The 21,734-nt window shown below is 61.3% G+C and carries 20 protein-coding genes; 11 read left to right on the top strand and 9 right to left on the bottom strand.

The annotated features are described in order from the left end of the window. Positions 1–28: 28 nt before the first annotated feature. Positions 29–1,615 carry a trimethylamine methyltransferase family protein gene (locus tag AB6803_RS08810; protein WP_371108523.1) on the bottom strand — a complete coding sequence of 529 codons (1,587 nt, stop codon included), beginning with the start codon at positions 1,613–1,615 and terminating at the stop codon, positions 29–31. A 215-nt stretch (positions 1,616–1,830) separates the two neighbouring features. Between AB6803_RS08810 and AB6803_RS08805 the strand changes: the two genes are divergently transcribed. Further along, entirely contained in the window at positions 1,831–5,091 is a 3,261-nt protein-coding gene (locus AB6803_RS08805) for a response regulator (RefSeq protein WP_371108522.1), read from the top strand. Here the strand turns inward: AB6803_RS08805 and mnmD are convergent. Continuing rightward, positions 5,088–5,822: a tRNA (5-methylaminomethyl-2-thiouridine)(34)-methyltransferase MnmD gene (gene mnmD / locus AB6803_RS08800; protein ID WP_371108521.1), complete on the bottom strand. Its 735-nt coding sequence runs from the start codon at positions 5,820–5,822 to the stop codon at positions 5,088–5,090. The genes AB6803_RS08805 and mnmD overlap by 4 nt on opposite strands. On the opposite strand from mnmD, the gene AB6803_RS08795 reads away from it, so the two are divergent. From AB6803_RS08795 to AB6803_RS08760, 8 genes are all read left to right on the top strand, one after another. Further along, entirely contained in the window at positions 5,821–7,005 is a 1,185-nt protein-coding gene (locus tag AB6803_RS08795; RefSeq protein ID WP_371108520.1) for an NAD(P)/FAD-dependent oxidoreductase, read from the top strand. The two genes, mnmD and AB6803_RS08795, sit on opposite strands and share 2 nt — an antisense overlap. Positions 7,006–7,111: 106 nt before the next feature. Then, a complete protein-coding gene (locus tag AB6803_RS08790) occupies positions 7,112–7,819 on the top strand; it encodes a DUF1045 domain-containing protein (RefSeq protein WP_371108519.1) in 708 nt (235 codons plus the stop codon). A gap of 96 nt (positions 7,820–7,915) precedes the next feature. Further along, positions 7,916–8,839 (top strand): allantoinase PuuE, encoded by a 924-nt coding sequence (gene puuE / locus AB6803_RS08785; RefSeq protein ID WP_371108518.1) that lies wholly within the window; start codon positions 7,916–7,918, stop codon positions 8,837–8,839. A gap of 1 nt (position 8,840) precedes the next feature. Further along, positions 8,841–9,344, top strand: a complete 504-nt coding sequence (gene uraD / locus AB6803_RS08780) for a 2-oxo-4-hydroxy-4-carboxy-5-ureidoimidazoline decarboxylase (protein ID WP_371108517.1) — start codon at positions 8,841–8,843, stop codon at positions 9,342–9,344. Between the two features lie 34 nt (positions 9,345–9,378). Further along, on the top strand, positions 9,379–9,741 hold the full coding sequence (locus AB6803_RS08775; protein WP_371108516.1) for a DUF86 domain-containing protein: 363 nt from the start codon (positions 9,379–9,381) through the stop codon (positions 9,739–9,741). Between the two features lie 5 nt (positions 9,742–9,746). Then, a complete protein-coding gene (locus tag AB6803_RS08770) occupies positions 9,747–10,247 on the top strand; it encodes an ureidoglycolate lyase (protein ID WP_371108515.1) in 501 nt (166 codons plus the stop codon). Next, entirely contained in the window at positions 10,244–10,600 is a 357-nt protein-coding gene (uraH, locus tag AB6803_RS08765) for a hydroxyisourate hydrolase (protein WP_371108514.1), read from the top strand. The genes AB6803_RS08770 and uraH overlap by 4 nt, the downstream gene beginning before the upstream one ends. Positions 10,601–10,603: 3 nt before the next feature. Continuing rightward, positions 10,604–11,344, top strand: coding sequence for a metallophosphoesterase (locus AB6803_RS08760; protein ID WP_371108513.1), 741 nt, complete (start codon positions 10,604–10,606; stop codon positions 11,342–11,344). Here the strand turns inward: AB6803_RS08760 and AB6803_RS08755 are convergent. The 3 genes from AB6803_RS08755 to puuD form a co-directional block, all read right to left on the bottom strand. Next, positions 11,341–12,480, bottom strand: coding sequence for an L-lactate dehydrogenase (locus AB6803_RS08755; RefSeq protein WP_371108512.1), 1,140 nt, complete (start codon positions 12,478–12,480; stop codon positions 11,341–11,343). The two genes, AB6803_RS08760 and AB6803_RS08755, sit on opposite strands and share 4 nt — an antisense overlap. Positions 12,481–12,575: 95 nt before the next feature. Continuing rightward, positions 12,576–13,883: a guanine deaminase gene (gene guaD / locus AB6803_RS08750; RefSeq protein ID WP_371108511.1), complete on the bottom strand. Its 1,308-nt coding sequence runs from the start codon at positions 13,881–13,883 to the stop codon at positions 12,576–12,578. Continuing rightward, on the bottom strand, positions 13,880–15,118 hold the full coding sequence (gene puuD, locus AB6803_RS08745) for a urate hydroxylase PuuD (protein ID WP_371108510.1): 1,239 nt from the start codon (positions 15,116–15,118) through the stop codon (positions 13,880–13,882). The genes guaD and puuD overlap by 4 nt, the downstream gene beginning before the upstream one ends. A 209-nt stretch (positions 15,119–15,327) precedes the next feature. Between puuD and AB6803_RS08740 the strand changes: the two genes are divergently transcribed. Further along, positions 15,328–15,660 (top strand): hypothetical protein, encoded by a 333-nt coding sequence (locus AB6803_RS08740; protein ID WP_371108509.1) that lies wholly within the window; start codon positions 15,328–15,330, stop codon positions 15,658–15,660. A gap of 3 nt (positions 15,661–15,663) precedes the next feature. Here the strand turns inward: AB6803_RS08740 and AB6803_RS08735 are convergent, their stop codons facing one another. Next, positions 15,664–16,581, bottom strand: a complete 918-nt coding sequence (locus AB6803_RS08735) for a LysR substrate-binding domain-containing protein (protein ID WP_371108508.1) — start codon at positions 16,579–16,581, stop codon at positions 15,664–15,666. An 81-nt stretch (positions 16,582–16,662) separates the two neighbouring features. Between AB6803_RS08735 and AB6803_RS08730 the strand changes: the two genes are divergently transcribed. Beyond that, positions 16,663–16,866, top strand: coding sequence for a hypothetical protein (locus tag AB6803_RS08730; RefSeq protein ID WP_371108507.1), 204 nt, complete (start codon positions 16,663–16,665; stop codon positions 16,864–16,866). Here AB6803_RS08730 and xdhC read toward each other — a convergent pair. The 3 genes from xdhC to xdhA all read right to left on the bottom strand — a co-directional run bounded on the left by xdhC (position 16,842) and on the right by xdhA (position 21,678). Then, positions 16,842–17,654: a xanthine dehydrogenase accessory protein XdhC gene (xdhC, locus tag AB6803_RS08725; RefSeq protein ID WP_371108506.1), complete on the bottom strand. Its 813-nt coding sequence runs from the start codon at positions 17,652–17,654 to the stop codon at positions 16,842–16,844. The two genes, AB6803_RS08730 and xdhC, sit on opposite strands and share 25 nt — an antisense overlap. Before the next feature lie 212 nt (positions 17,655–17,866). After that, positions 17,867–20,203 carry a xanthine dehydrogenase molybdopterin binding subunit gene (gene xdhB, locus AB6803_RS08720; RefSeq protein WP_371108505.1) on the bottom strand — a complete coding sequence of 779 codons (2,337 nt, stop codon included), beginning with the start codon at positions 20,201–20,203 and terminating at the stop codon, positions 17,867–17,869. A 2-nt stretch (positions 20,204–20,205) separates the two neighbouring features. Then, complete coding sequence (xdhA, locus tag AB6803_RS08715) at positions 20,206–21,678, bottom strand: xanthine dehydrogenase small subunit (protein WP_371108504.1); 1,473 nt, start codon at positions 21,676–21,678, stop codon at positions 20,206–20,208. Positions 21,679–21,734: the final 56 nt, after the last annotated feature.

Genomic DNA, 21,734 nt, shown 5'->3' with positions numbered 1-21,734 from the left:
AGGGCGTATGGAGCCCGTTGATTTTGCTCTAGAAATCAGTCGGTACGCCGCCTTCTTGCTTGCGCCTTGCCACAAAGGCGTCGAGCTCCTCCTCGATCGCCGGATCGAGCGCCGGGCGCTCATAACGGGCAAGGGTTTCCTTGAAGATGCGGTTGGCGTGATCATAGGTTGTGGGACGGCCGGCTTCGGTCCAGGTCTCGTAGTTTCGCCAGTCGGAGAGGATAGGCGAATAGAAGGCGGTCTCATAGCGGGCGAGCGTATGGGCCGTGCCGAAATAGTGGCCACCGGGGCCGACATCGCGCACCGCGTCCAGCGCCAGTGCATCCTGGCTGACATCGAGCGGCGTCAAGAATTCGGCGACCATTTGCAGCATGTCGACATCGAGGATGAATTTTTCGAAGCAGGCGGTCAGCCCGCCCTCGCTCCAGCCGGCGGCGTGCAGCACGAAATTGCCGCCACCTTGGGTCAGCGCCCAGAGCGACAGCGCCGACTCATAGGCTGCCTGTGCGTCGAGCGTATTGGAGGCGTTGGTGTTGGAGGTACGGTAGGGGATGCCGTAGCGGCGGGCGAGTTGGCCGCCGGCGATCACGGCTTTCATATATTCCGGGGTGCCGAAGGCCGGCGCGCCCGTCTTCATGTCGACATTCGAGGTGAAGCCGCCATACATGACCGGCGCTCCCTTGCGCACCATCTGGCTGAAGGCGATGCCGCAGAGCGCTTCGGCATTCTGCTGCACCAGCGCGCCGGCGATGGTCACCGGCGCCATGGCGCCCGCCAGCGTGAAGGGGGTGATGACCACGACCTGGCCGCGCGACGACATTTCGATGATGCCCTGCAGCATCGGCCCGTCGAGGCGCAGCGGGGAGGAGGAGTTGATGATGGTGAAGAGTGACGGCTCGCGCTCCATCTGATCCATGCTGATGCCACGGCCGATGCGGGCGATCTCGATACCGTCAAGATTGCGCTGCTTGCCTAGAGAATAGCAATGAAAGGCCTTGTCGGTCAGCTTGACGATGTCGGAGAGGCAGTCGAGGTGACGCACCGAGGCGTGGATATCGATGGGTTCGACGGGATAGCCGCCGGTCATGTGGATGACGTCGTAGGATTGGGCAAGCTTGATCAGCTTACGAAAATCCTCCCGGTTGCCGGCCCGCCTGCCGCCTTCGCGGTCGGCGACGAAGGGTGCGGACGCGACCTGGGCAAAAACGAGGTTCCTGCCGCCGATTTCTACGTTTCGGAGAGGATTGCGGGCATGCAGCGTGAAGGTCGAGGGGACGGAGGCGATCAGCTCCATGATCATGCCGCGATCGAAGCGGACGCGTTCGGTGCCGGGCGTGACATCGGCACCGGCCGCCTTCATGCGCTCACGCGCTTCCGGCAGGATGATGTCCATGCCGATCTCTTCGAGAATGGTCAGCGACGCCTCGTGGATGTCGTCCAGCGTTTCGGGCGACAGAAGCTCGGTGCGAGCGAGATTGTTGACGAGATTGAGGTATTTTGCGCCACTCGGCTTGCGGCTGCGTTCGGCTCCCCGACCTCCCGCCCGACGGCGGCGTTCGGCCGGCACAGTCGCTGCATCGGTCTCGCGCAAGGCCGTCGTTGCATCGTCGCTCATGGCTCTTCCTCCACCATTGTCCTGATGTGATTCTTGGCAGAGTTCGATGCGGGATGCCGCCATCGTTTGCGACCAGAGGGTGACTGTTTTGGGATATTCAGTGGCCTGAACGCGACGTTTGAGAGGGCGGAAATATGGTTAACGGCTTGTTAAAGCGCTTTGTGATACAGCCTTGGTTCAGTAAACTATCGTGAGCGGTGAGAAGAGGGGCGCTGTTGAACTCGGACGGTGAACTGCTGGAGCTGGCCTGCCGCCGGATCGCCGATCTGGATCAGCCGGCTTATGTCAAGAACAGCGATCTGCGCTATGTCGCCGTTAACCGGGCCTATGCGCGTTTTTTCGCGCGCGATATCTCCGATTTCATCGGCAATCGCAGCCGCGATCTCTTCGATAGCGGCGAGGAAGTCGACCGCGAGGACAAGGAGCGCCGGGCGCTGGTGTTCGGTTCCGAGGAGACGACGCTGTGCTTCGATCCGGCCGGCCATGTTCGGTCGCGGGTGCAGATCGAAAGCTTCTCGCCATCCGAAGACCGTCTGTATGTCTTCGGCCTATTTCTCGATATGCCCGCCGTGCCTTCGGTTTCGTCCTCCGAAGCGTGGGACGGAAGCATCCTGGGTGGAGACGTCGATGAGACCGGGCTTTATCGCTCCATTCTCAAGGACCTGCCGGTCGCGTCCTTCGTGCGCGACGCCAGCCATCGGCTGATCTATTCCAACGAGGCTTATGCGGCGATCACCGGGCTTAGCCGCGCCGAGGTGCTTGGTAAAACCGAACACGAGATGTTCGAAACCGGCGCCGATGATTATTTTGCCGAAAACGAGCAAGTGCTGAACGAAGGGCATGCGCTTGCATTCGAGGGGCAGGTGGTCGATCGGCAGCATGTGACGCATCCGATCATGACGCGCGTCAATCGCGTCGTCACCTCGGATGGCAAGCGCTATGTCGTTGGGTCCATGAACGATATTTCCGTGCTGAAGCTGCGCGAGACGCAGTTGATCGAAGCACAGGCGCGCGCCGAGGCGTTGCATCAGGATCTCGGGAGCATCCTCCGTTCCATGCCGATCGGCGTGATGATCTACGATAGCGATTGCAATATCGAATATACCAACGATGCCTTTTACGACATCTGGGATTTCTCGAAGGACGGGCGCTTCGAGGGCCGGCCTGTTCGCGATCTCATCGTCCGGAATTTCGACCTTGGTCGCTACGGCCCTGATGCCGGCAGTATTGACGATATCTACCAGGCGCGCATGGATGCTTCTCAAAACGCCGGGCCAAGTCTCCAGACCGAGACGAGCTTTGCCGACGGCAAATCCGTTATCATGGATACGCGCCGCATTTCGAACGGCCGCACGCTCGTCACCTATGCCGACATTTCCTCGGTGCGCCAGCAAGAGCGAGAGATCAGCGAGGCGCATCTTGCGCTGGAACGTCTCGGCGATCTGATGACGGACGCGACGCATGCCATGTCCCAAGGGCTGCTGATCTTGCAGGACGGCATCATCATGCTGGCGAACGACGCGCTGACGGACATGCTGCTCGTTCCCGCGGATTGTCTGGCGGTTGGCAAGCACTGGTCCGCCGCCTTCGATCATTGTGCTGCCCGCGGCGATTTCGGTGCCGATCCGGAGGCCTTGCGGCTTGCCTGGCGCGAAAACATGGCGGCGGACAAGCCGGTTTCGATGGTCTTCCGGGTGGCGGGTGAACGCTGGATACAGCTCGAAGCGGCGATGAGCGAGAGCCGCCGCTGGACCGTGGTGCTGACCGATATCACCGAGATGAAAAAGCGCGAAGCGGAACTACAGCTGCTGCTGGCCCGCAGCGAAGCGGCCGACCGGGCCAAATCCGAATTTCTCGCCAATATGAGCCATGAAATCCGCACGCCGATGAACGGCGTTCTCGGCATGGCGGAATTGCTGGCCAAGACCGATCTAGATGCCCGGCAGAAGACCTTCATCGACATCATCGTCAAGTCGGGCAATGCGCTTCTGACGATCATCAACGATATCCTCGATTTCTCCAAGATCGACGCCGGCCAGATGCGCCTGCGCAAGGCGGCCTTCGATCCGGCCGAAGCGGTGGAAGATGTCGCGACGCTCCTGTCGTCGCCGGCTGCGGAAAAGGACATCGAGCTTCTGGTGCGCGCCACGCCTGCTGTGCCGGCCATGGTGCTGGGGGATGCAGGCCGCTTCCGCCAGATCGTGACCAACCTGCTTGGCAATGCGATCAAGTTCACCGAGCGCGGCCATGTGCTGGTCGAGGTGGATAGCCAGCCGATCGACAATGGCGAGGTCATGTTGACGCTTCGCGTCGAGGATACCGGCCTTGGCATTTCCAAGGAGAAGCTCGACTCCATTTTCGAGAAGTTTTCGCAGGTCGACGCCTCCTCGACGCGGCGCCACGAAGGCACAGGTCTCGGTCTTGCGATCACCGCCGGGCTGGTCGATCTCTTCGGTGGCTATCTCGAAGTCGATAGCGAATGGGGCAAGGGTTCGACCTTCACCGTACATCTGCCGATGCCGCCGGTCGCGGCACGCAGCGAGCCGCGCACGGTGCCGGTCAATGTCAAGGGTGCGCGCATTCTGGTCATCGACGACAACGAGATCAACCGGCGGATCTTGGAAGAGCAGTTGCAGCAGTGGGGCTTTGACGGCTATGCCGCCGAAGACGGCAAGACAGGGCTTGCCATCCTCCATGCTGCTTCCGAGATGGGCGCGCCGGTCGATGCCGTGATTCTTGATTACCATATGCCGGACATGAATGGCTACGAGGTAGCGCACACCATCCGCGCGGATGCTCGCTTCGAAGCTCTGTCCCTGATTTTCCTGACATCCATGGATGTGGTCGGCAGCGACAAGGAATTTGCCGCACTGAATGGTCAGGCACACCTGATGAAGCCTGTTCGCGCCAATGTGCTTCGCGGCACCATCATCGATGTCATACGCATGGCGCGGCGGCAACAGATGACCGGCTATGCGACCGCGGTTGCCTCGCAATTGCCGATAGAGGCCGAGGCGGAAGCCGCCATTCAGGCCGTCGAGCAGGACGTGTCGGCAAGGCCCGTCAGCGCCATCGATGTTCTCGTTGCCGAGGACAATGAGGTCAACCAGATCGTCTTCACGCAGATCCTGCAGGTCACGGGCCTGCGCTTCCTCGTAGTCCAGAACGGCCAGGAGGCGGTGGACGCCTGGCTCAAGCTGCGGCCGTCGCTGATCATGATGGATGTCTCGATGCCGGTCATGAACGGCCATCAGGCAACGCGAACGATCCGGCAGCTGGAGGCGGAAGCCGGGCTGGGGTGCCATGTGCCGATCGTCGGCGTTACGGCACACGCGCTCGATGTCGACCGCGACATGTGCCTGGAGGCCGGTATGGATGACTACATCTCGAAGCCGATCAGCCCGGAACTCCTCGAAGCCAAGGTTCGCCGCTGGCTCGGCGACGAGGCGCTTCAGACAGAGCGTTCCCGCAACTAAGCCTGTTTGATCCCGCAGAGCATTTCGCGCTTGCCGGCAAAGCCCTTGCGGCGCTCGACCGCAAAACCTGCCGACTGCAGGTTACGGCGTACGAAGCCGGCGGCGGCATAGGTGGCGAAGGTGCCACCGGTGGCGGTCTTGTCGTGAAGAAGCTGCATCAGTTCCGGCGACCACATGTCGGCGTTTCGCGACGGCGCGAACCCGTCGAGATACCAGGCGTTGAAACCTGCTTTTGCCTCGTTCACGCCGTCCATTGCCGGGCCGCAGACGACGCTGAGGCGCGTGCGGGCGTCAAGGGCAAGTGTGACGATACCGCATGGCTCTTCCGGCCAGGCGGCGACAAGTCCCTGACGTTCGGCATCGATCTCGGGCCAGCGCGATAGCGCACGGTCGATCTCCTCGGCGCGCATTGGATAGAGCTCAAAGGACATGAAATGCAGTTGCGAGTTCGGCTCGCCGTGTTGCTTCCATTGCCGCCAGGTCTCGCAGAAATTCAGGCCGGTGCCGAAGCCGAGCTCGCCGATCAGGAAATTCTGCTGCCCATCCCAGCGCGGGGGCAGGCCGTTGCCGTCGAGGAAGACGTGGCCGCATTCCAGCCGGCCGTCGGTCTGGCAATAAAAATGGTCGCCAAAGGCGGTCGAATAGGGCATATCGCCGTCGCGCCATTCGAGCTCTTGGCTCACTACAGTGGTCTCGGCCGCTTGCGTCCGATCGGAAACTGGATCTGTCATGGGAAAAGCCGATAATCCTCCGGGGCCTGCCGGTCAATCATCCGTCGAACTTCTGATCGTCGGCGGCGGCATTATGGGTCTGTGGGCGGCGGTGCATGCGGAGCGGTTGGGCATCGAGACACTGCTCGTCGATAGCGCCCAATTGGGAGGCGGAGCAAGCGGTGGTCTGCTCGGCGCGCTGATGCCGCATATGCCCGACAAATGGTCCGAAAAGAAGCAATTCCAGTTCGATGCGCTGGTGGCCCTGGAAAGCGATATTGCGCCGCTTGAAGCGGCAACCGGGCTTTCCGCCGGATATCGCCGTTCCGGCCGGCTCATTCCCTTGCCGAAGCCGCATCTGCACAAGATCGCGCTTGCTCATTCGCAGGATGCGGAGACGCATTGGCACGATGGCGAGCGGCGGTTTCATTGGCAGGTGCTGGACGCCGCGCCGGTGGATGGCTGGATTGATCCTGCAGCCGGCAAAAGCGGATTTGTTTTCGACACGCTTGCCGCCCGCGTGGCGCCACGCGCCTTGCTGAAGGTTCTGGCCGCATTTCTCGGCAACGCGAAATATGTTCGGCTTGTTGAAGGAGTGGAGGTCGAGAGCATCGATCCGGACGGCGGCGTCGCAACGACCCGCGAGGGTAGCATTCATTTCGGTCGCTGCATTCTTTCCGCCGGCCACCATTCCTTTCCGATGCTTGACGGCTTGACCCCCGGTCGCCATTCCAGCCTCGGCCAGCCGGTCAAAGGGCAGGCGGCGTTGCTGAAGGCGGATGTCGATGCAAGCCTGCCGGTGATCTTTCGTGACGGGCTCTATATCGTTCCGCATGAGGGTGGGCTGGTGGCGGTTGGAAGCACCAGCGAGAACCGTTTCGACGATCCGCTATCGACGGACAGTCAACTGGACGATCTGCTCGCCGCCGCCCGGACGATGGCGCCGGTGCTGGATCATGCCGAGGTGATCGAGCGCTGGGCCGGCTTGCGGCCGAAGGCGATCGATCGGGACCCGATGGTGGGGACGCATCCGGATCATCCGCGTCTGATCGCGCTGACCGGTGGTTTCAAGGTCAGCTTCGGCCTGGCGCATCGTCTGGCCGAGGCGGCGGTTGTGGAGGCCGCGAAGATTCCGTGTTCTTTCAACCTGCCGCAGGGTTTTACGCTTTCGAACCATATTGTAGCTGCATCACATAAAACGTGAACGTAAGCTGCGTTCGAGTCGTCAATCTGTCACGCAAATCACCTATCTCCTTGCTCATCGGCAATTGGCTGGACCAGCCGGTTTATCGCCCTCCGGAGGAGATTTTATGCGTTACGCCATTTGCTTCACGCCGTCCGCGAGCGATCCGCTGACGCTCGTGGCTGCGAACTGGCTCGGCCGCAATGTCTATTCCGGCGAGATGGTCGATCCGCCCGCCACGCGGGGGCTCGGTATTCATGAAATCGCCTTCCATACCGCCGTGCCGCGCCGCTATGGTTTCAACGGCACGTTGAAGGCGCCGTTTCGTCTGGCGGACGATATGTCCGAGGCTGGGCTGCTACGCGATCTCATGCGCTTTTCCGGGACGCTGACTCCCTTCGAGATTCCACGGCTGGAAGTCGCGCGTCTCGGTAGTACTTTTGGACTGGTGCCTTCGGTGCCCTGCCAGGAGATGCATTTCCTCGCCGCATCGGTGATCCAGACCTTCGATCACTACCGCGCGCCGCTGACCGAAGCGGAAATTGAACGCAGCGACCCGGACGGTCTCTCGGCCACGCAATTCGCCAATCTGCATCGCTGGGGCCATCCGTATGTCATGGACGAATTTCGCTTCCATATGATGCTGACGGGCACGGTCAACCCCACAGATACCGCGCGCATGGAGCAGGTGTTGCGAGATATCTTCGAGCCGGTGCTTGCCGAGCCGGTGCCGGTGTCGAACATCGCGCTGATGATGGAAGAGGGCACGGGCGGGCCATTCCGCGTGCACTCCCTGCATCCGATGGGCAAGATCAGCGCCCGTAAAATTGCCTAGGGATTTATTCCTGAAAGGAAAGTGAGTTTCTCACTTTCGGTCTCGACTTTCCGTCCGTGGATGCTACCGTCTCCGCATAATCGAGAAGGTGCTTTCATGTCCGATACCTATCCCCGCAATCTCGTCGGCTACGGCCGCAATACGCCCGATCCGAAGTGGCCCGGTGATGCCCGCGTCGCGGTGCAGTTCGTGATCAATTATGAAGAGGGTGGGGAAAGCAGCATTCTCGACGGCGATCCGGCTTCGGAAAACCTACTGTCGGAAATCGTCGGCGCGGCAGCTTGGCCGAACCAGCGCAATCTCAACATGGAATCGATCTATGAATATGGCTCGCGTGCCGGTTTCTGGCGGCTGTGGCGCATGTTCACCGAGCTCAAGGTGCAGGCGACCGTCTATGGCGTGACGCTCGCCATGGCGCGCAATCCCGAAGCCGTTGCCGCCATGAAGGAAGCAGGCTGGGAGATCGCCAGCCACGGTTACCGCTGGCTGGAATACAAGGATTTTCCCGAGGATCTGGAGCGCAAGCATATTCTCGAGGCCGTGCGCCTGCATACCGAACTGACGGGCGAGCGGCCCTATGGCATGTACCAGGGCAAGCCTTCGGACAATACGCTACGGCTGGTGATGGAGGAGGGCGGCTTCCTCTATTCGTCGGATTCCTATGCCGACGATCTGCCCTATTGGGTCGATGGTCTCGACGGCAAGCCGTTCCTGATCATCCCCTACACGCTCGAAACGAATGACATGCGCTTCGCCACGCCGCAGGGCTTCAATTCCGGCGATCAATTCTTCACCTATCTCAAGGACGCCTTCGATACGCTCTATGAAGAAGGCAAGCAGGGCAGCCCGAAGATGATGTCGGTCGGCTTGCATTGCCGTCTGGTCGGACGGCCGGGCCGCGCGGCGGCGCTCAGGCGCTTCATCGAATATGTGCTGAAGCACGACAAGGTCTGGGTGCCAAAGCGCATCGATATCGCCAATCATTGGTACGAGCATCACCTTCCCACGGGCACGCTCTGAGATGGTGTCGCGTGACGAATTCGTGACCCGTTTCGGCGGCGTCTTCGAGCACTCGCCGTTTATCGCCGAGCGGGCCTATGATGCCGGCCCTATTGCCGAGCCGTTGACATCGGGCGGCGTGCATGCCGCTTTGGCCGCTATTTTCCGCGCCGCCAGCGCCGACGAACGGCTCGGCGTTTTGCGGGCGCATCCCGATCTCGCCGGCCGGTTGGCGATTGCCGGTGAGCTTACCGAGGACAGCCGCAAGGAGCAGGCGGGGGCAGGGCTCGATCGGCTGAGCCCTGCAGAGCATACCCGCTTCACCGAACTCAACACGGCTTACGTGACGAAATTCGGCTTTCCCTTTATTATCGCGGTCAAGGGTCTCGGCAAGGACGACATCCTTGCCGCCTTCGAAACGCGGATCGGCAATGACCGGGATGCGGAATTCACGACCGCAACGGCGCAGGTGGAGAAGATCGCGCTGCTGCGCCTGCAATCCATGCTTCCGGATGGAGGTGTGTGATGCGGCTTTGGCTTTTTAGCAACAAGGCCTAGGCATGACGACGCAAAGCCCCGTCTATTACCTGGATCGCATGCAGAAGGCCGCCGACGAGGCGCGGCTTTTCGTTCGAGGCATGGATGGGGCCGCATTTGCTGGAAACAAGCTTGTGCAATCCGCTGTCGCCTACAGCCTTTGCGTCATTGGCACAGCAGCAGTCGAATTGTTGGAAAAACATCCGGAATTCGCGCCCGAGCATCCGGAGGTGCGCTGGAACGAACTGCGGGATATGGGCAAGCGCCTGTTGTCCGACGAAGCTTCGATGGGTGTCGAGGATCTCTGGACTGTCGTTGCACACGCAGTCCCGGAATTGTTATCCCAGCTCGAAGCGATCCGCCATTGGCGGGCAGAAGGCGAATGACCATAATGACCCAGACTCTCGAAATTCAACCTCTGACCAAGGCTGCTTTCGCCGCCTTCGGCGACGTGATTGAGACGGATCCGGCGACGATGCGGTTCATCAATGGTGGTACGACGGAGCGGTTTCATGCGCTTTCCAGCGCCGAGGCTCTTGGCGACGGCGCACGGGTGATCCTGAACCTCTTTCGTGGCCAGCCGAGAGCTTTCCCCTATGCGATCGAGATGATGGAGCGTCACCCCTTCGGCAGCCAGAGTTTCGTGCCGCTCAACGGTCGTCCGTTCCTCGTGGTCGTTTCGAAGGATGAGGACGGCAAGCCGGGAAGGCCGCAGGTCTTTCTGGCGCGCGGCGACCAGGGTGTGAATTATCGGGCCAATGTCTGGCATTATCCGCTGATGGCTCTCGATCAGCCGAGCGACTTCCTCATTGTCGATCGCGATGGGCCGGGTAACAATCTGGTGGAATTCTTCTTCGATACCCCCTTCATCATTGGAGCGCCGACCCTATGACCGGACTGACGACCCATGTGCTCGACACCGCCCTCGGCAAGCCGGCTGAAGGATTGGTGATCGATCTCTTCAAGATCGCGGGCGAGACGCGGACGCATCTCAATACCGTGACGACCAATGCCGACGGGCGCGTCGATGGCGGGCCGATCCTGATTGGCGATAGCTTCGTTGCCGGCACCTATGAATTGCTCTTCCATGCCGGTGATTATCTGCGCGCGAGCGGGGCCAAGCTGCCGGATCCGGCCTTCCTCGATCTCGTGCCGATCCGCTTCGGCATTGCCGACACGACGTCGCATTATCATGTGCCGCTTTTGATTTCGCCTTATGGCTATTCCACCTATCGCGGGAGCTGAGTTTTGCGTTTTGCTGTCATTGCGGACATCCACGGAAATCATCTGGCGCTGGAGGCAGTACTTGCCGATATCCGTGCGCAGGGCATCGAGGATATCGTCAATCTCGGCGATTGCTTCAGCGGACCGCTGACTGCCGGCAGGACGGCCGATATTCTGCTTGCCCTTGATGCTGTGACGGTTCGCGGTAATCACGATCGCTATCTGATCGAACAGGCGCCGGAGACGATGCATGAATCGGATAGGGTCGCTTATGAGGACTTATCTCCGCATCATCTCGATTGGCTGCGAAGCCTGCCCTTCAGTACGACTTATAAGGGCGAAGCCTATCTCTGCCACGCGACGCCGTCCAATGACAATGTCTACTGGCTAGAAAGCGTATCACCGGACGGTAGCGTTCATCTGAAGCCGATCGAAGCGGTCGACGCCTTTGCTGGCGGCATTGATTTTCCACTGATCCTGTGCGGCCATAGCCATATTCCGCGCGCTGTCCGTCTTTCCGACGGGCGCCTGATCGTCAATCCCGGCAGCGTCGGCTGCCCGGCCTATGACGATGATCTTCCTTATTACCACAAGGTCGAGGCCGGCCATCCCTTGGCCTCCTATGCCATTATGGAAAAGGTCGGCGGCGTTTGGGCGCCGACCTTCCGGCAGGTGGCTTACGATCATCGGGCAATGGCCGAATTCGCCAACCAAGCCGGTCGTGCCGATTGGGCGAGCGGGCTGGCAACGGGCTGGTTGCGCTAGGCCCCGGCGATAATTCCCCGGTCCACTGCTTTGATGTCCCGCTTGCCGCAGAATGCCATGGAGAGATCCATCTCCTTGCGGATGATCTCCAGCGCCAGCGTCACGCCGTCCTTGCCCATGGCGCCGAGGCCATAGAGGAAGGGGCGGCCGATATAGGTGCCCTTGGCGCCGAGCGCCACGGCGCGTAGTACATCCTGGCCCGAGCGTATGCCGCCGTCGATATGCACTTCGATCTTGTCACCGACCGCGTCGACGATCCTGGGCAGCACACTGATGGAGGAGGGCGCGCCATCGAGCTGACGGCCGCCATGGTTGGAGATGATGATCGCGTCCGCGCCGGTGTCGACCGCAGCCTTGGCATCCTCCACGTCGAGAATGCCTTTGATGATCAGCGGCCCGCCCCAATATTCCTTGATCCAGGCGACATCGCTCCATGACAGTCGCTGATCGAACTGACCGGTCGTCCAGTTCGAAAGCGACTTAACGTCGTTGACGCCCTTGGCGTGGCCGATGATGTTGCCGAAGGAATGCCGCTTCGTCTGCAGCATCTGCCAGCACCAGGAGGGCCTGGTTGCCACCTGCCACACATGTTTTGGCGAAAATTTCGGCGGCGCCGACAGGCCGTTGCGGACGTCGTTGTGACGCTGGCCGAGAATTTGCAGATCGGCCGTCAACACCAGCGCCGAGCATTTTGCCGCCTTGGCGCGGTCGATCAGGCTCATCACGAAATCGCGGTCTTGCATCACGTAGAGCTGGAACCAGAAAGGCTTCGTCGTCGCGGAGGCGACATCCTCGATCGAGCAGATGCTCATGGTCGAGAGCGTGAAGGGAATGCCGAACTCTTCTGCCGCCCGCGCCGCCAGCATTTCGCCGTCGGCATGCTGCATACCGGTCATCCCCGTCGGCGCCAGTGCCACCGGCATCGACACCTTCTGGCCGATCATGGTGCTTTCCAGCGTACGGTTGGTCATGTCGACAAGCACGCGCTGGCGCAGCTTGATCTTCCTGAAATCCGCTTCGTTGGCCTCGTAGGTCGACTCGGTCCACGAGCCGGAATCGGCGTACTGGAAGAACATTTTCGGTACGCGCCGTTTAGCGAGCTGCTTCAGGTCGGCAATGGTGAGCGGCGCGGTCATGGCGGTCTGCCTTCTTGACGAAAATGGTATGGGGGGATTGGATCAGAACGGTTTGTTTCCGCATGTGAGACTTTGATAATCGCGGGAGAAGGCTGTCAATTCAAGACTGACTTCGCAGCTTTCCCCGCGACATATGTCTCCACGATCGCCCGGTCGTCGCCCATCGTCTGCAACAGGAACAATTCCTCGGGCAGCGTCTTCACCACTTCCATCTTCAGCGCCATGGCCGGTGTGGCGGCTGCATTTAGGATGGTGAGGTCGGCGTCTGTGCCTGGTTCGAGCGTGCCGATCCTGTCGGCGAGCGACAGGGCCTCGGCGTTGCCGAGCGTGATGTAATAGTAGCTTTCCAGCGGATTGAGGCGTTCGCCAAGGAGCTGCTGGATCTTATAGGCCTCGTCCATCGTGCGCAGCATCGAATAGCTGGAGCCGCCGCCGATATCGGTGGCGACGCCGATGCGGACGGGCTTTTCACGGCGCGCAAGTGCCTTCAGCGGGAAGAGGCCGGAGCCGAGGAAGAGGTTGGACGTCGGGCAGTGGACGGCGATCGCGCCAGCCTCGCTCATGGCGTCGGCTTCACGCTCGGACAGGTGGATCGCGTGGCCGAACAGGCTTTTCGGGCCAAGCAGGCCGTAGCGAGCGTAAATGTCGGTATAGTCGATCGCGTCCGGATAAAGTTCGCCGGTGAATGTGATCTCGTCGTGGTTTTCGGAGAGATGAGTCTGGATGTGCAGGTCGGGAAACTCGCGGGCGAGGGCCGCGGTTGCTTCCATTTGCTCGGGCGTCGAGGTGATGGCGAAGCGCGGGGTGATGGCGACGTGGTTGCGGCCCTTGCCATGCCAGTCGGCGATCACCTTGCGGGTTTCGTCGTAACCCATCTGCGGCGTATCGAGCAGGCCCTGCGGCGCATTGCGGTCCATCATCACCTTGCCGCCGACCATCCGCATGTCTCGGCGCATGGCTTCGGCAAAGAAGGCGTCGGCGGAGGTCTTGTGCACGGAGCAATAGGCGACGGCCGTCGTCGTGCCATGGCGGATCAGTTCGTCGTAGAAATGGGTGGCGATGCGCTCGGCATGGGCGCTCTCGACGAAGCGGCATTCCTCGGGGAAGGTGTAGGTGTTCAGCCATTCCAAAAGGTTGGCGGCATAGGAGGCGATGACCTGCATCTGCGGGAAATGCAGGTGCATGTCGATGAAGCCCGGCAGGATCAGATACGGACGATGATCGACTTCGGTAACGTCAGCCGGTGCTGTCGCCTTCACTTCGCCATAGGGGCCGACAGCGGCGATAACGCCGTTTTCGATCAGCAGGCCGCCATCGCTTTCATAGGTATAGCTGTCCGTGTCATCGAGGCTTTGCGGCGCGCGCTTGAAGGACAGCAGGCGGCCGCGCAAAAGGGTGGTCATTGGTCTTTTTCTCCGACGGAGCTTTCGAACCAGGCGACCAGCAGCTTGCGTTCCTCCGGCGTCACTTCGGTGATGTTGCCGGGAGGCATGGCGTGGCTGCGGCCGGCCTGGATATAGATCTCGCGGGCATGCATAGCGATTTCCGCGTCGTTTTCCAGCTTTACATCCTTCGGCGGCCGCACAATGCCCTCATAAACCGGCTCGGCGGCGTGGCACATCGAACAGCGCGTCGAAACCATCTGCTTTACCGCCGGGAAATGCGCGTCTGATGCAAACTGCTGGAAGGCGGGCGCGACTGCTTCGGCATCCTTCTCGCCGGTCAAGATCTTCGGCACGGTCGAAAGCCACATGATCAGGATGAAGAGGATGACAGTGACGATCCAGGTCCAGGTCGGGCGGCCCTTGCGGGCATGCGTGGTGTTGAACCAGTGGCGGATGGTGACGCCCATCAGGAAGACCAGCGCGGCGATCACCCAGTTATAGGCGGTGCCGAAGGCCAGCGGATAGTGGTTCGACAGCATGAAGAAGATGACGGGCAGCGTCAGGTAGTTGTTGTGGAGCGAGCGCTGCTTGGCGATGCGGCCATATTTCGGGTCGGGCGTGCGTCCGGCGATCAGGTCGGCGACGACGACCTTCTGGTTGGGGATGATGATCATGAAGACATTGGCCGACATGATCGTCGCCGTGAACGCGCCGAGATGCAGGAAGGCCGCGCGTCCGGTGAAGAGATGCGTGTAGCCCCAGGCCATGAAGACGAGGACGGCATAGAGGACCGCCATCAGGCCCCAGGTATTGTTGCCGAGCGGCGACTTGCAGAGCAGGTCGTAAACGATCCAGCCGCCGGCAAGCGAGGCGAGCGAGATGAGAATGGCAACGGGAACGCTGACGTCGAGCACATGCCGGTCGATGAGGAAGAGATTGGCGCCACCGTAATAGACGATACAGAGCATCAGGAAGCCAGAGAGCCAGGTGAAATAGCTCTCATACTTGAACCAGGTCAGGTGTTCCGGCATCGAAGCCGGGGCGACCAGATATTTCTGGATGTGATAGAAGCCGCCGCCATGCACCTGCCACTCCTCGCCATAGGCGCCGGGCGGAAGATGGGGACGCTTCACCAGCCCGAGATCGAGCGCGATGAAGTAGAAGGACGAACCGATCCAGGCAATGGCGGTTATGACGTGGAACCAGCGGGCAGCAAAGGCCAGCCATTCCCACGCAATGGCGTATTCATACATTCAGTTCCCCTTTTTCTTCCTCCGACTCGACACATTGCAAAATGTTGGGGACGGAGGGAAGGGGGGAGTTTGATGTGTCAGGGAAAAGCGACACTCTTGTCGTGCGTCCGGCTCGCATTAGATCAGAATATGGCGAGCTATGAAACGCCTGCGGCTGCTTTGAGCGGACTGCGTCCGCGTCAGCCGTCCACTTCGACGGAGAATTGCCCATGCGTGGTATTCTGGCGTTCGTATTCTTTCTTTTTGCTACCGCGGCCCTGGCGCATGACGCGCCTTCCGGCTGGGCCTATGATCCCTACTGTTGTAGTGGCGACAACGAGACCGGCGATTGCGAGATGATCCCGTCCCGTACGGTTACCGTCATTCCGGGTGGTTATCGGATCATGCTGCAACCGGGCGATCATCGCTATGTGACGCATGCTCATATCTTCACGCTGCCGCAGGGCAAGACGATGCGCTCGCCTGATGGGTCTTATCACCTCTGCCTGTTTCCGGACGAGAACACGCCACGCTGTTTCTACGCGCCGGACATGGCCTATTGAGCCCTATTCCAGTGGCATGCCGAATTCGCCGAGGATCCAGTTCCTGAAGGCACGGATTCTCGGCGTGTGGCGCCTGCTTTCCGGATAGGCAATCCAGTAGTCCGAGCTATCGCTACAGAGAATATCGAATGGCTGGATCAACCGGCCACGGGCGAGGTCGTCAGCGTAGAATTCGGGCGTCAGGATCGCCACGCCCTGTCCGGCGATGGCGGCGCTTGCTTCGAAAGATTGTGCGCCAAGTCGGCTTCTCGGCCTGCCTTGCAGGCCGGGGTCGGGCACCTCCGCCGCCTGGAACCATTGCTCCCACCAGGGGTCGCCTGCGTCGATGATCCGCAGTTTGAGAAGGTCGGCGGGCTCATGGACGCCGCCGATGCTGGCTGCCAGCTCCGGGCTGAGCATCGGCGTGAAGTTGACTTTCATCAACAGATGGGCACGCAGGCCCGGCCATGTTCCGCGGCCGCTGCGAATAGCGATATCGGCCGGGTCACGAGAGAAATCGATGAGCTTGCCCGAGGTGGCGAGCCGGACGGCGACATTCGGATGCTGTAGTTGAAACGAGCCGATATGTCGAGCAAGCCATTGCGACGCGAAGGTCGGCGTCGAATCGATGAGGAGCGTGGTCTCGGCGTCACCGCTGACCGAAGCCATCGCCTCCTGCAGCAGGGCAAATGCCTCGCTTACCTTCGGCGCCAGCCGCTCTCCTGCCTCGGTCAACGCGATCTGCCTTGGCTTTCGTAAAAAGAGTGGCTCGCCGATATTCCCCTCCAGCAGCTTGATCTGGTAGCTGACGGCCGTCTGCGTCATGCCCAGCTCCTCGCCGGCGCGGGTAAAACTGCCGAGCCGGGCAGCGGCCTCGAAGACGCGCAGTGCGTTCAGCGGAAACTGTTTCGACAGCTTCATGGATAAGCTCTCTTTATGCATGCAGACGTTTGTTCGATTGGAATTTCAGCATTTTCGGGAGCAATCTGCAATCCATATCATCGATTGGATTGAGGTGTTGTCATGGATTGTCATGTTGTTGAGCAAGTGAATATCGCGAGGCCGTCCGTTTTGGCCCGCCTATTGGAGACCTTCGCGCAGGTCTTTCCCGGAAGCCCTGCGTCTTTGCCGCGGCTTGATCTCGACGAGATGCCCGAGCAGCTCAAGCGCGATCTCGGGTTTCTCGACGGGCGTGCGCCTCACTATGAGGATGGTCGGATGCGATAGGTCGTAAAGACCGTCAGCAACTCAGCGGCCGTCATGGCGGCGATGACCTCCGGACGCTTGTCCTTCACCGCTCCGCCGCCGATCGGCAGCGTCAGCCGGCCGAGGAAAGTCTTGTCGCCGCCCTCGCGGGCAAGCCAATGGGCGAAGGTGGCGCGTTTCGTCGCCGAGCCGATCATGCCGACATAGGCGAGATCGGGGCGGGCGAGCGCCTGCTGGGCAATCAGGAAATCCAGCGCATGGTCATGGGTCAGGATGACGACGGCCGCGCCTGCGGGAATATCCGATACCAAGGCTTCCGGCATGGCGACGAGGCGGCCGTTGGTATCGGCCGGAAGCTCGTCCAGCTCTTCCTGCCGCGTTTCGATGACTGTGGTGATCATCGGTAGCGGTTTCAGCGCGATCGCCAGGGCGCGCCCGACATGGCCGGCGCCGAAGAGATAGACCTCCGGCCAGTCGCCGCTCTCGTCCCGCAGCCGCCGTTTCAGCGTCTCGATCGTCTCCGGCGTAGCTGGGCGGCAGCGCAGTTGCGTGCGGCCGCCGCAGCATTGGCCGATCTCGGGGCCGAGCGGGATATCCATGAACTCCACGCCATCCGTACCCGCCAGCATCTGGCGGGCATTGCCGATCGCCAGATACTCGAACTGTCCGCCGCCGATCGTGCCCCAGATATGATCCGTCGAGACCAGCATGAAGGTGCCCGCTTCGCGGGGGGTGGAGCCTTGCGTGCTGGTGATTTCGATCAGGATGGCGCGGGGGTTTTGGGCGAGGAAGGTTTCGAGGGGGAGCATGATTCATGCCCACCCGAGTATGGGTTGCTGTCCCTTCTCCCCGCCGGGGAGAAGGTGGCCGATAGGCCGGATGAGGGGGGGGAGGAGCGTAGCGACGAACATCCTGAGCACAAGCGAAGGATAGAATGGAGTTTGCCGCACCACCCCCTCATCCGCCCTTCGGGCACCTTCTCCCCGAGGGGAGAGGGAGGGATTGACCGTGCGCCAAACCATCACATCCCCTTCAACCGCTCGACCGCCATCAGTACTCGCTCCGGCGTTGCCGGCGCGTCCAGCCTTGGGCAGACGCGATAGTCGGCGACGCTGGCGACCGCCATGGAGAGGGCTTCGAGAACGGAAATGGCCAGCATGAAGGGCGGTTCGCCGACGGCCTTGGAGCGGCCGATGGTGGCCTCGGCGTTTTCGGACCATTCGGCGAGGCGGACGTTGAAGATCTTCGGCCGGTCGGAGGCGAGCGGGATCTTGTAGGTGGATGGCGCGTGGGTTCGCAGCCGGCCCTTGGCATCCCACCAGAGTTCCTCAGTGGTCAGCCAACCCATGCCCTGCACGTAGGCGCCTTCGACCTGGCCGATATCGATGGCCGGGTTCAGCGAGCGGCCGACATCGTGGAGGATATCGGTGCGGTCGATCAGATATTCGCCGGTCAGCGTGTCGATCGAGACTTCGGAGACGGAAGCACCATAGGAGAAATAATAGAACGGAGTGCCGCGACCCGCCTTGCGGTCCCAATGGATCTTCGGCGTCTTGTAGAAGCCGGCAGCGGAGAGCTGCACGCGGGCGAAATAGGCCTGCTTGATGAAATCAGGGAAGGGGATTTCGCTATTGGCGACGCGCACGCGGTTCGGCAGGAACTGTACCTCTTCGGCCCCGACGCCCCATTTCTCCATTGCAAAGGCGACGAGCCGTTCCTTGATCTGCCGGGCAGCGTCGAAGGCTGCCATGCCGTTGAGATCCGAGCCGGAGGAGGCGGCGGTGGCCGATGTGTTCGGTACCTTACCTGTGGTGGTCGCGGTAATCTTCACCCGGTCGATATCGATCTGGAAACTGTCGGCCAGTACCTGCGCCACCTTGGTATAGAGGCCCTGACCCATTTCGGTGCCGCCATGGTTCAGGTGGATCGAGCCATCCTGATAGACATGCACCAGCGCGCCGGCCTGGTTGAAGGCGGTCATGGTGAAGGAGATGCCGAATTTCACCGGCGTCAGGGCGATGCCTTTGCGAATGAAGCGGCTGGAGCGGTTGAACTCGATGATGGCGTTGCGCCGGGCCTGATAGTCGGAGGATTCTTCCAGCTCATCGACGATGCGGTGGATAATATTATCCTCCACCTCCTGATGATAGGGCGTCAGTGTCCGGCCGGAGCCGGGTTGGCCGTAGAAGTTCGCACGGCGGATCTCCAGCGGGTCCTTGCCGAGCGCATAGGCGATCTCCTCGATGAAGCGCTCGCCGCCGACCATGCCCTGTGGGCCGCCGAAACCGCGGAAGGCGGTGTTGGAGACGGTATGGGTCTTCAACGGTTTCGAGGTGAGATGCACATGCGGATAGAAATAGCTCGAATCCGCATGGAACAGCGCGCGGTCGGTGACCGGGCCGGAGAGGTCGGAGGAGAAGCCGCAGCGGGCGGCATAGGTCGCGTCGACCGCATGAATGCGGCCCTCATCGTCGAAGCCGATTTCGTAATCGACCAGGAAGTCGTGGCGCTTGCCGGTTGCGGCCATGTCTTCGTCGCGGTCGGGACGGAATTTGACGGCGCGGCCAAGTTTCTTGGCGGCGACGGCGGCGAGGGCGGCGAACTGGTTGCCCTGCGTCTCCTTGCCGCCAAAGCCGCCGCCCATGCGACGCACGTTGACGGTGACAGCATTGGACGGAATGTTCAGCACATGGCCGACGATATGCTGGATTTCGCTCGGATGCTGGGTGGACGACCAGACGGTCACTTCGTCGTCTTCGCCGGGGATCGCCATGGCGATGTGACTTTCGAGATAGAAATGCTCCTGGCCACCGATACGCATCTGCGCCTTGATGTGGTGCTTGGCATTGGCCATCTCGGTTTCCGGCTCGCCGCGCTTCAGCGTCATCGGCTCGTAGACTAGCGGCGCGCCATTGGCGAGCGCACCATCGATATCGCTCCAATGCGGCAGGTCGCGATAATCGATCTTGGCAAGCCTCGCGGCGCGGCGGGCGGCATCGCGGGTTTCGGCGATGACGGCGAAGATCGGTTGGCCGTGGAACTCGACCTTGGTCTCAGCGAGCAGCGGCTCGTCATGCATGCCGTTCGAGCTGGTGTCGTTGACGCCGGGGATGTCCTTTCCGGTGAACACCCAGACGACGCCCGGATAGGCTTTGACGGCGGAAAGATCGATGCCGGCGATGTCGGCATGGGCACGATCGGAGAGGCCAAGTGCGCCATGCAGCAGGCCGGACGGTTCCGGCAGGTCATCGATATAGTCGGCGCCTCCCGTCACATGCTTGTGTGCCGAGTCGTGCTTCAGCGAACCATGCATCGAGCCGTTGATGACCTTGCGTTCCTCGAAAGTGGACTTGTCCATCGTTACGCCTCCACCGTCGCGAAACGCTTCAATTCCTGTGGCGCGCCGGCCGTTTCGAGATAGAAGCGGATCAGCAGGTTCTTGGCGGTCAGCTGCCGGTATTCGGCGGTCGCGCGCCAGTCGGTGAGCGGCGTGTAGTCGGCATCGAAGGCGGGGCGCGCGGCGGTGACCGTCGCTTCGGTCCAGGGCTTGCCCATCAGTTCGGCCTCGACCGTGCGGGCGCGCTTCGGCGTGCCGGCCATGCCGCCGAAGGCGATGCGGATGTCGGCGACATTCCCGGCCTGATCCAGGGCCAGATGGAAAGCGCCGCAAAGCGCGGAGATATCCTCGTCGCGGCGTTTGGAGATCTTGTAGACGGCGAAATGGATGTCCTCGGCGGGGTAGGGCACGAAGATGCCCTCGACGAACTCGCCCGGGTTGCGATCCTGCTTGCCGTAGTCGATGAAGAAATCTTCCAAGGGCAAGGTACGGCTGCCGGCAACCGAGCGCAGCTTGACGGTGGCGCCGAGCGCGATCAGCGGTGGCGGCGTGTCGCCGATTGGTGACCCGTTGGCGATGTTACCGCCGATCGTTCCCATATTGCGCACCTGCTCGCCGCCGATGCGGTTGATCAGGCTTGCGAGTGCCGGGATCTTTTCGGCAATGGCTGTGAAGGCGCGGCTGTAGGTGACGCCGGCGCCAATGCTCAGGCCGGTATCGTCCACGGTGATCTTTTGCAGATCGGTCAGGTGGTTGATGAAGACGACCGGGTCGAGTTTGCGCATCTGCTTGGTAACCCAGAGACCGACATCGGTGGAACCGGCGACGACGGTTGCTTTCGGTTCGTCGGCGAGTACCTGCGCAAGCGCCGAAACCGAACCAGGCACGATCAAGCGATCTCCATCGGAAGAGGTCATATTGATGGTGTCGCCGCCCTGCATGGCCCAGAGGCGGGCGACGATGTCAGAGCGGGTCTTTTCCAGCGGATCGAAGAGCGCGCTCGGGCGTTTCTGGCTCACCTGTTCGGCGGCTTTGACGATCGGCTCGTAGCCGGTGCAACGACAGAGATTGCCCTGCAGGCTCTTTTCGATCTGCTCCCGGCTCGGCTTTTCGGTCGATAGCCACAGGCCATAGAGCGACATGACGAAGCCCGGCGTGCAGAAGCCGCATTGCGAACCATGACAGTCGACCATGGCCTGCTGCACCGGATGCAGCGTGCCATCCCTGGCGGCCAGATGCTCGACGGTGACGACATGGGTGGCATGCAGGGAGCCGACGAAACGAATGCAGGCGTTGACGGACTCATAGTGAAGTCCGCCGTCGATCAGCCGGCCGACCAGAACGGTGCAGGCGCCGCAATCGCCTTCCGCGCATCCCTCCTTCGTGCCCGTCAGATGCCGGTTGAGACGCAGGAAATCGAGGAGCGTCTCGGTGGGGCGCAGGCTGGAAAGTGAGATATCCTCGCCGTTGAGGATAAAGCGGATGCTGTCGTTCATGTGGTTCCCAATTGTTTTTTGTCGTTCAGGGCCGGACGCGTCATCGAATCCGGCCC

The organism is Rhizobium sp. RCC_161_2 (genome assembly GCF_041355235.1).
GTDB lineage: Bacteria > Pseudomonadota > Alphaproteobacteria > Rhizobiales > Rhizobiaceae > Rhizobium.
This window is presented reverse-complemented; position numbering and strand designations above follow the sequence as displayed.

What these genes read in the sequence shown, in the direction of transcription:
- AB6803_RS08810 (WP_371108523.1), bottom strand. Translation starts at nt 1,615, where the DNA reads ATGAGCGACGATGCAACGACGGCCTTGCGCGAGACCGATGCAGCGACT.
- AB6803_RS08795 (WP_371108520.1), top strand. Translation starts at nt 5,821, where the DNA reads ATGGGAAAAGCCGATAATCCTCCGGGGCCTGCCGGTCAATCATCCGTC.
- mnmD (WP_371108521.1), bottom strand. Translation starts at nt 5,822, where the DNA reads ATGACAGATCCAGTTTCCGATCGGACGCAAGCGGCCGAGACCACTGTA.
- AB6803_RS08790 (WP_371108519.1), top strand. Translation starts at nt 7,112, where the DNA reads ATGCGTTACGCCATTTGCTTCACGCCGTCCGCGAGCGATCCGCTGACG.
- puuE (WP_371108518.1), top strand. Translation starts at nt 7,916, where the DNA reads ATGTCCGATACCTATCCCCGCAATCTCGTCGGCTACGGCCGCAATACG.
- uraD (WP_371108517.1), top strand. Translation starts at nt 8,841, where the DNA reads ATGGTGTCGCGTGACGAATTCGTGACCCGTTTCGGCGGCGTCTTCGAG.
- AB6803_RS08775 (WP_371108516.1), top strand. Translation starts at nt 9,379, where the DNA reads ATGACGACGCAAAGCCCCGTCTATTACCTGGATCGCATGCAGAAGGCC.
- AB6803_RS08770 (WP_371108515.1), top strand. Translation starts at nt 9,747, where the DNA reads ATGACCCAGACTCTCGAAATTCAACCTCTGACCAAGGCTGCTTTCGCC.
- uraH (WP_371108514.1), top strand. Translation starts at nt 10,244, where the DNA reads ATGACCGGACTGACGACCCATGTGCTCGACACCGCCCTCGGCAAGCCG.
- AB6803_RS08755 (WP_371108512.1), bottom strand. Translation starts at nt 12,480, where the DNA reads ATGACCGCGCCGCTCACCATTGCCGACCTGAAGCAGCTCGCTAAACGG.
- guaD (WP_371108511.1), bottom strand. Translation starts at nt 13,883, where the DNA reads ATGACCACCCTTTTGCGCGGCCGCCTGCTGTCCTTCAAGCGCGCGCCG.
- puuD (WP_371108510.1), bottom strand. Translation starts at nt 15,118, where the DNA reads ATGTATGAATACGCCATTGCGTGGGAATGGCTGGCCTTTGCTGCCCGC.
- AB6803_RS08740 (WP_371108509.1), top strand. Translation starts at nt 15,328, where the DNA reads ATGCGTGGTATTCTGGCGTTCGTATTCTTTCTTTTTGCTACCGCGGCC.
- AB6803_RS08735 (WP_371108508.1), bottom strand. Translation starts at nt 16,581, where the DNA reads ATGCATAAAGAGAGCTTATCCATGAAGCTGTCGAAACAGTTTCCGCTG.
- AB6803_RS08730 (WP_371108507.1), top strand. Translation starts at nt 16,663, where the DNA reads ATGGATTGTCATGTTGTTGAGCAAGTGAATATCGCGAGGCCGTCCGTT.
- xdhC (WP_371108506.1), bottom strand. Translation starts at nt 17,654, where the DNA reads ATGCTCCCCCTCGAAACCTTCCTCGCCCAAAACCCCCGCGCCATCCTG.
- xdhB (WP_371108505.1), bottom strand. Translation starts at nt 20,203, where the DNA reads ATGGACAAGTCCACTTTCGAGGAACGCAAGGTCATCAACGGCTCGATG.
- xdhA (WP_371108504.1), bottom strand. Translation starts at nt 21,678, where the DNA reads ATGAACGACAGCATCCGCTTTATCCTCAACGGCGAGGATATCTCACTT.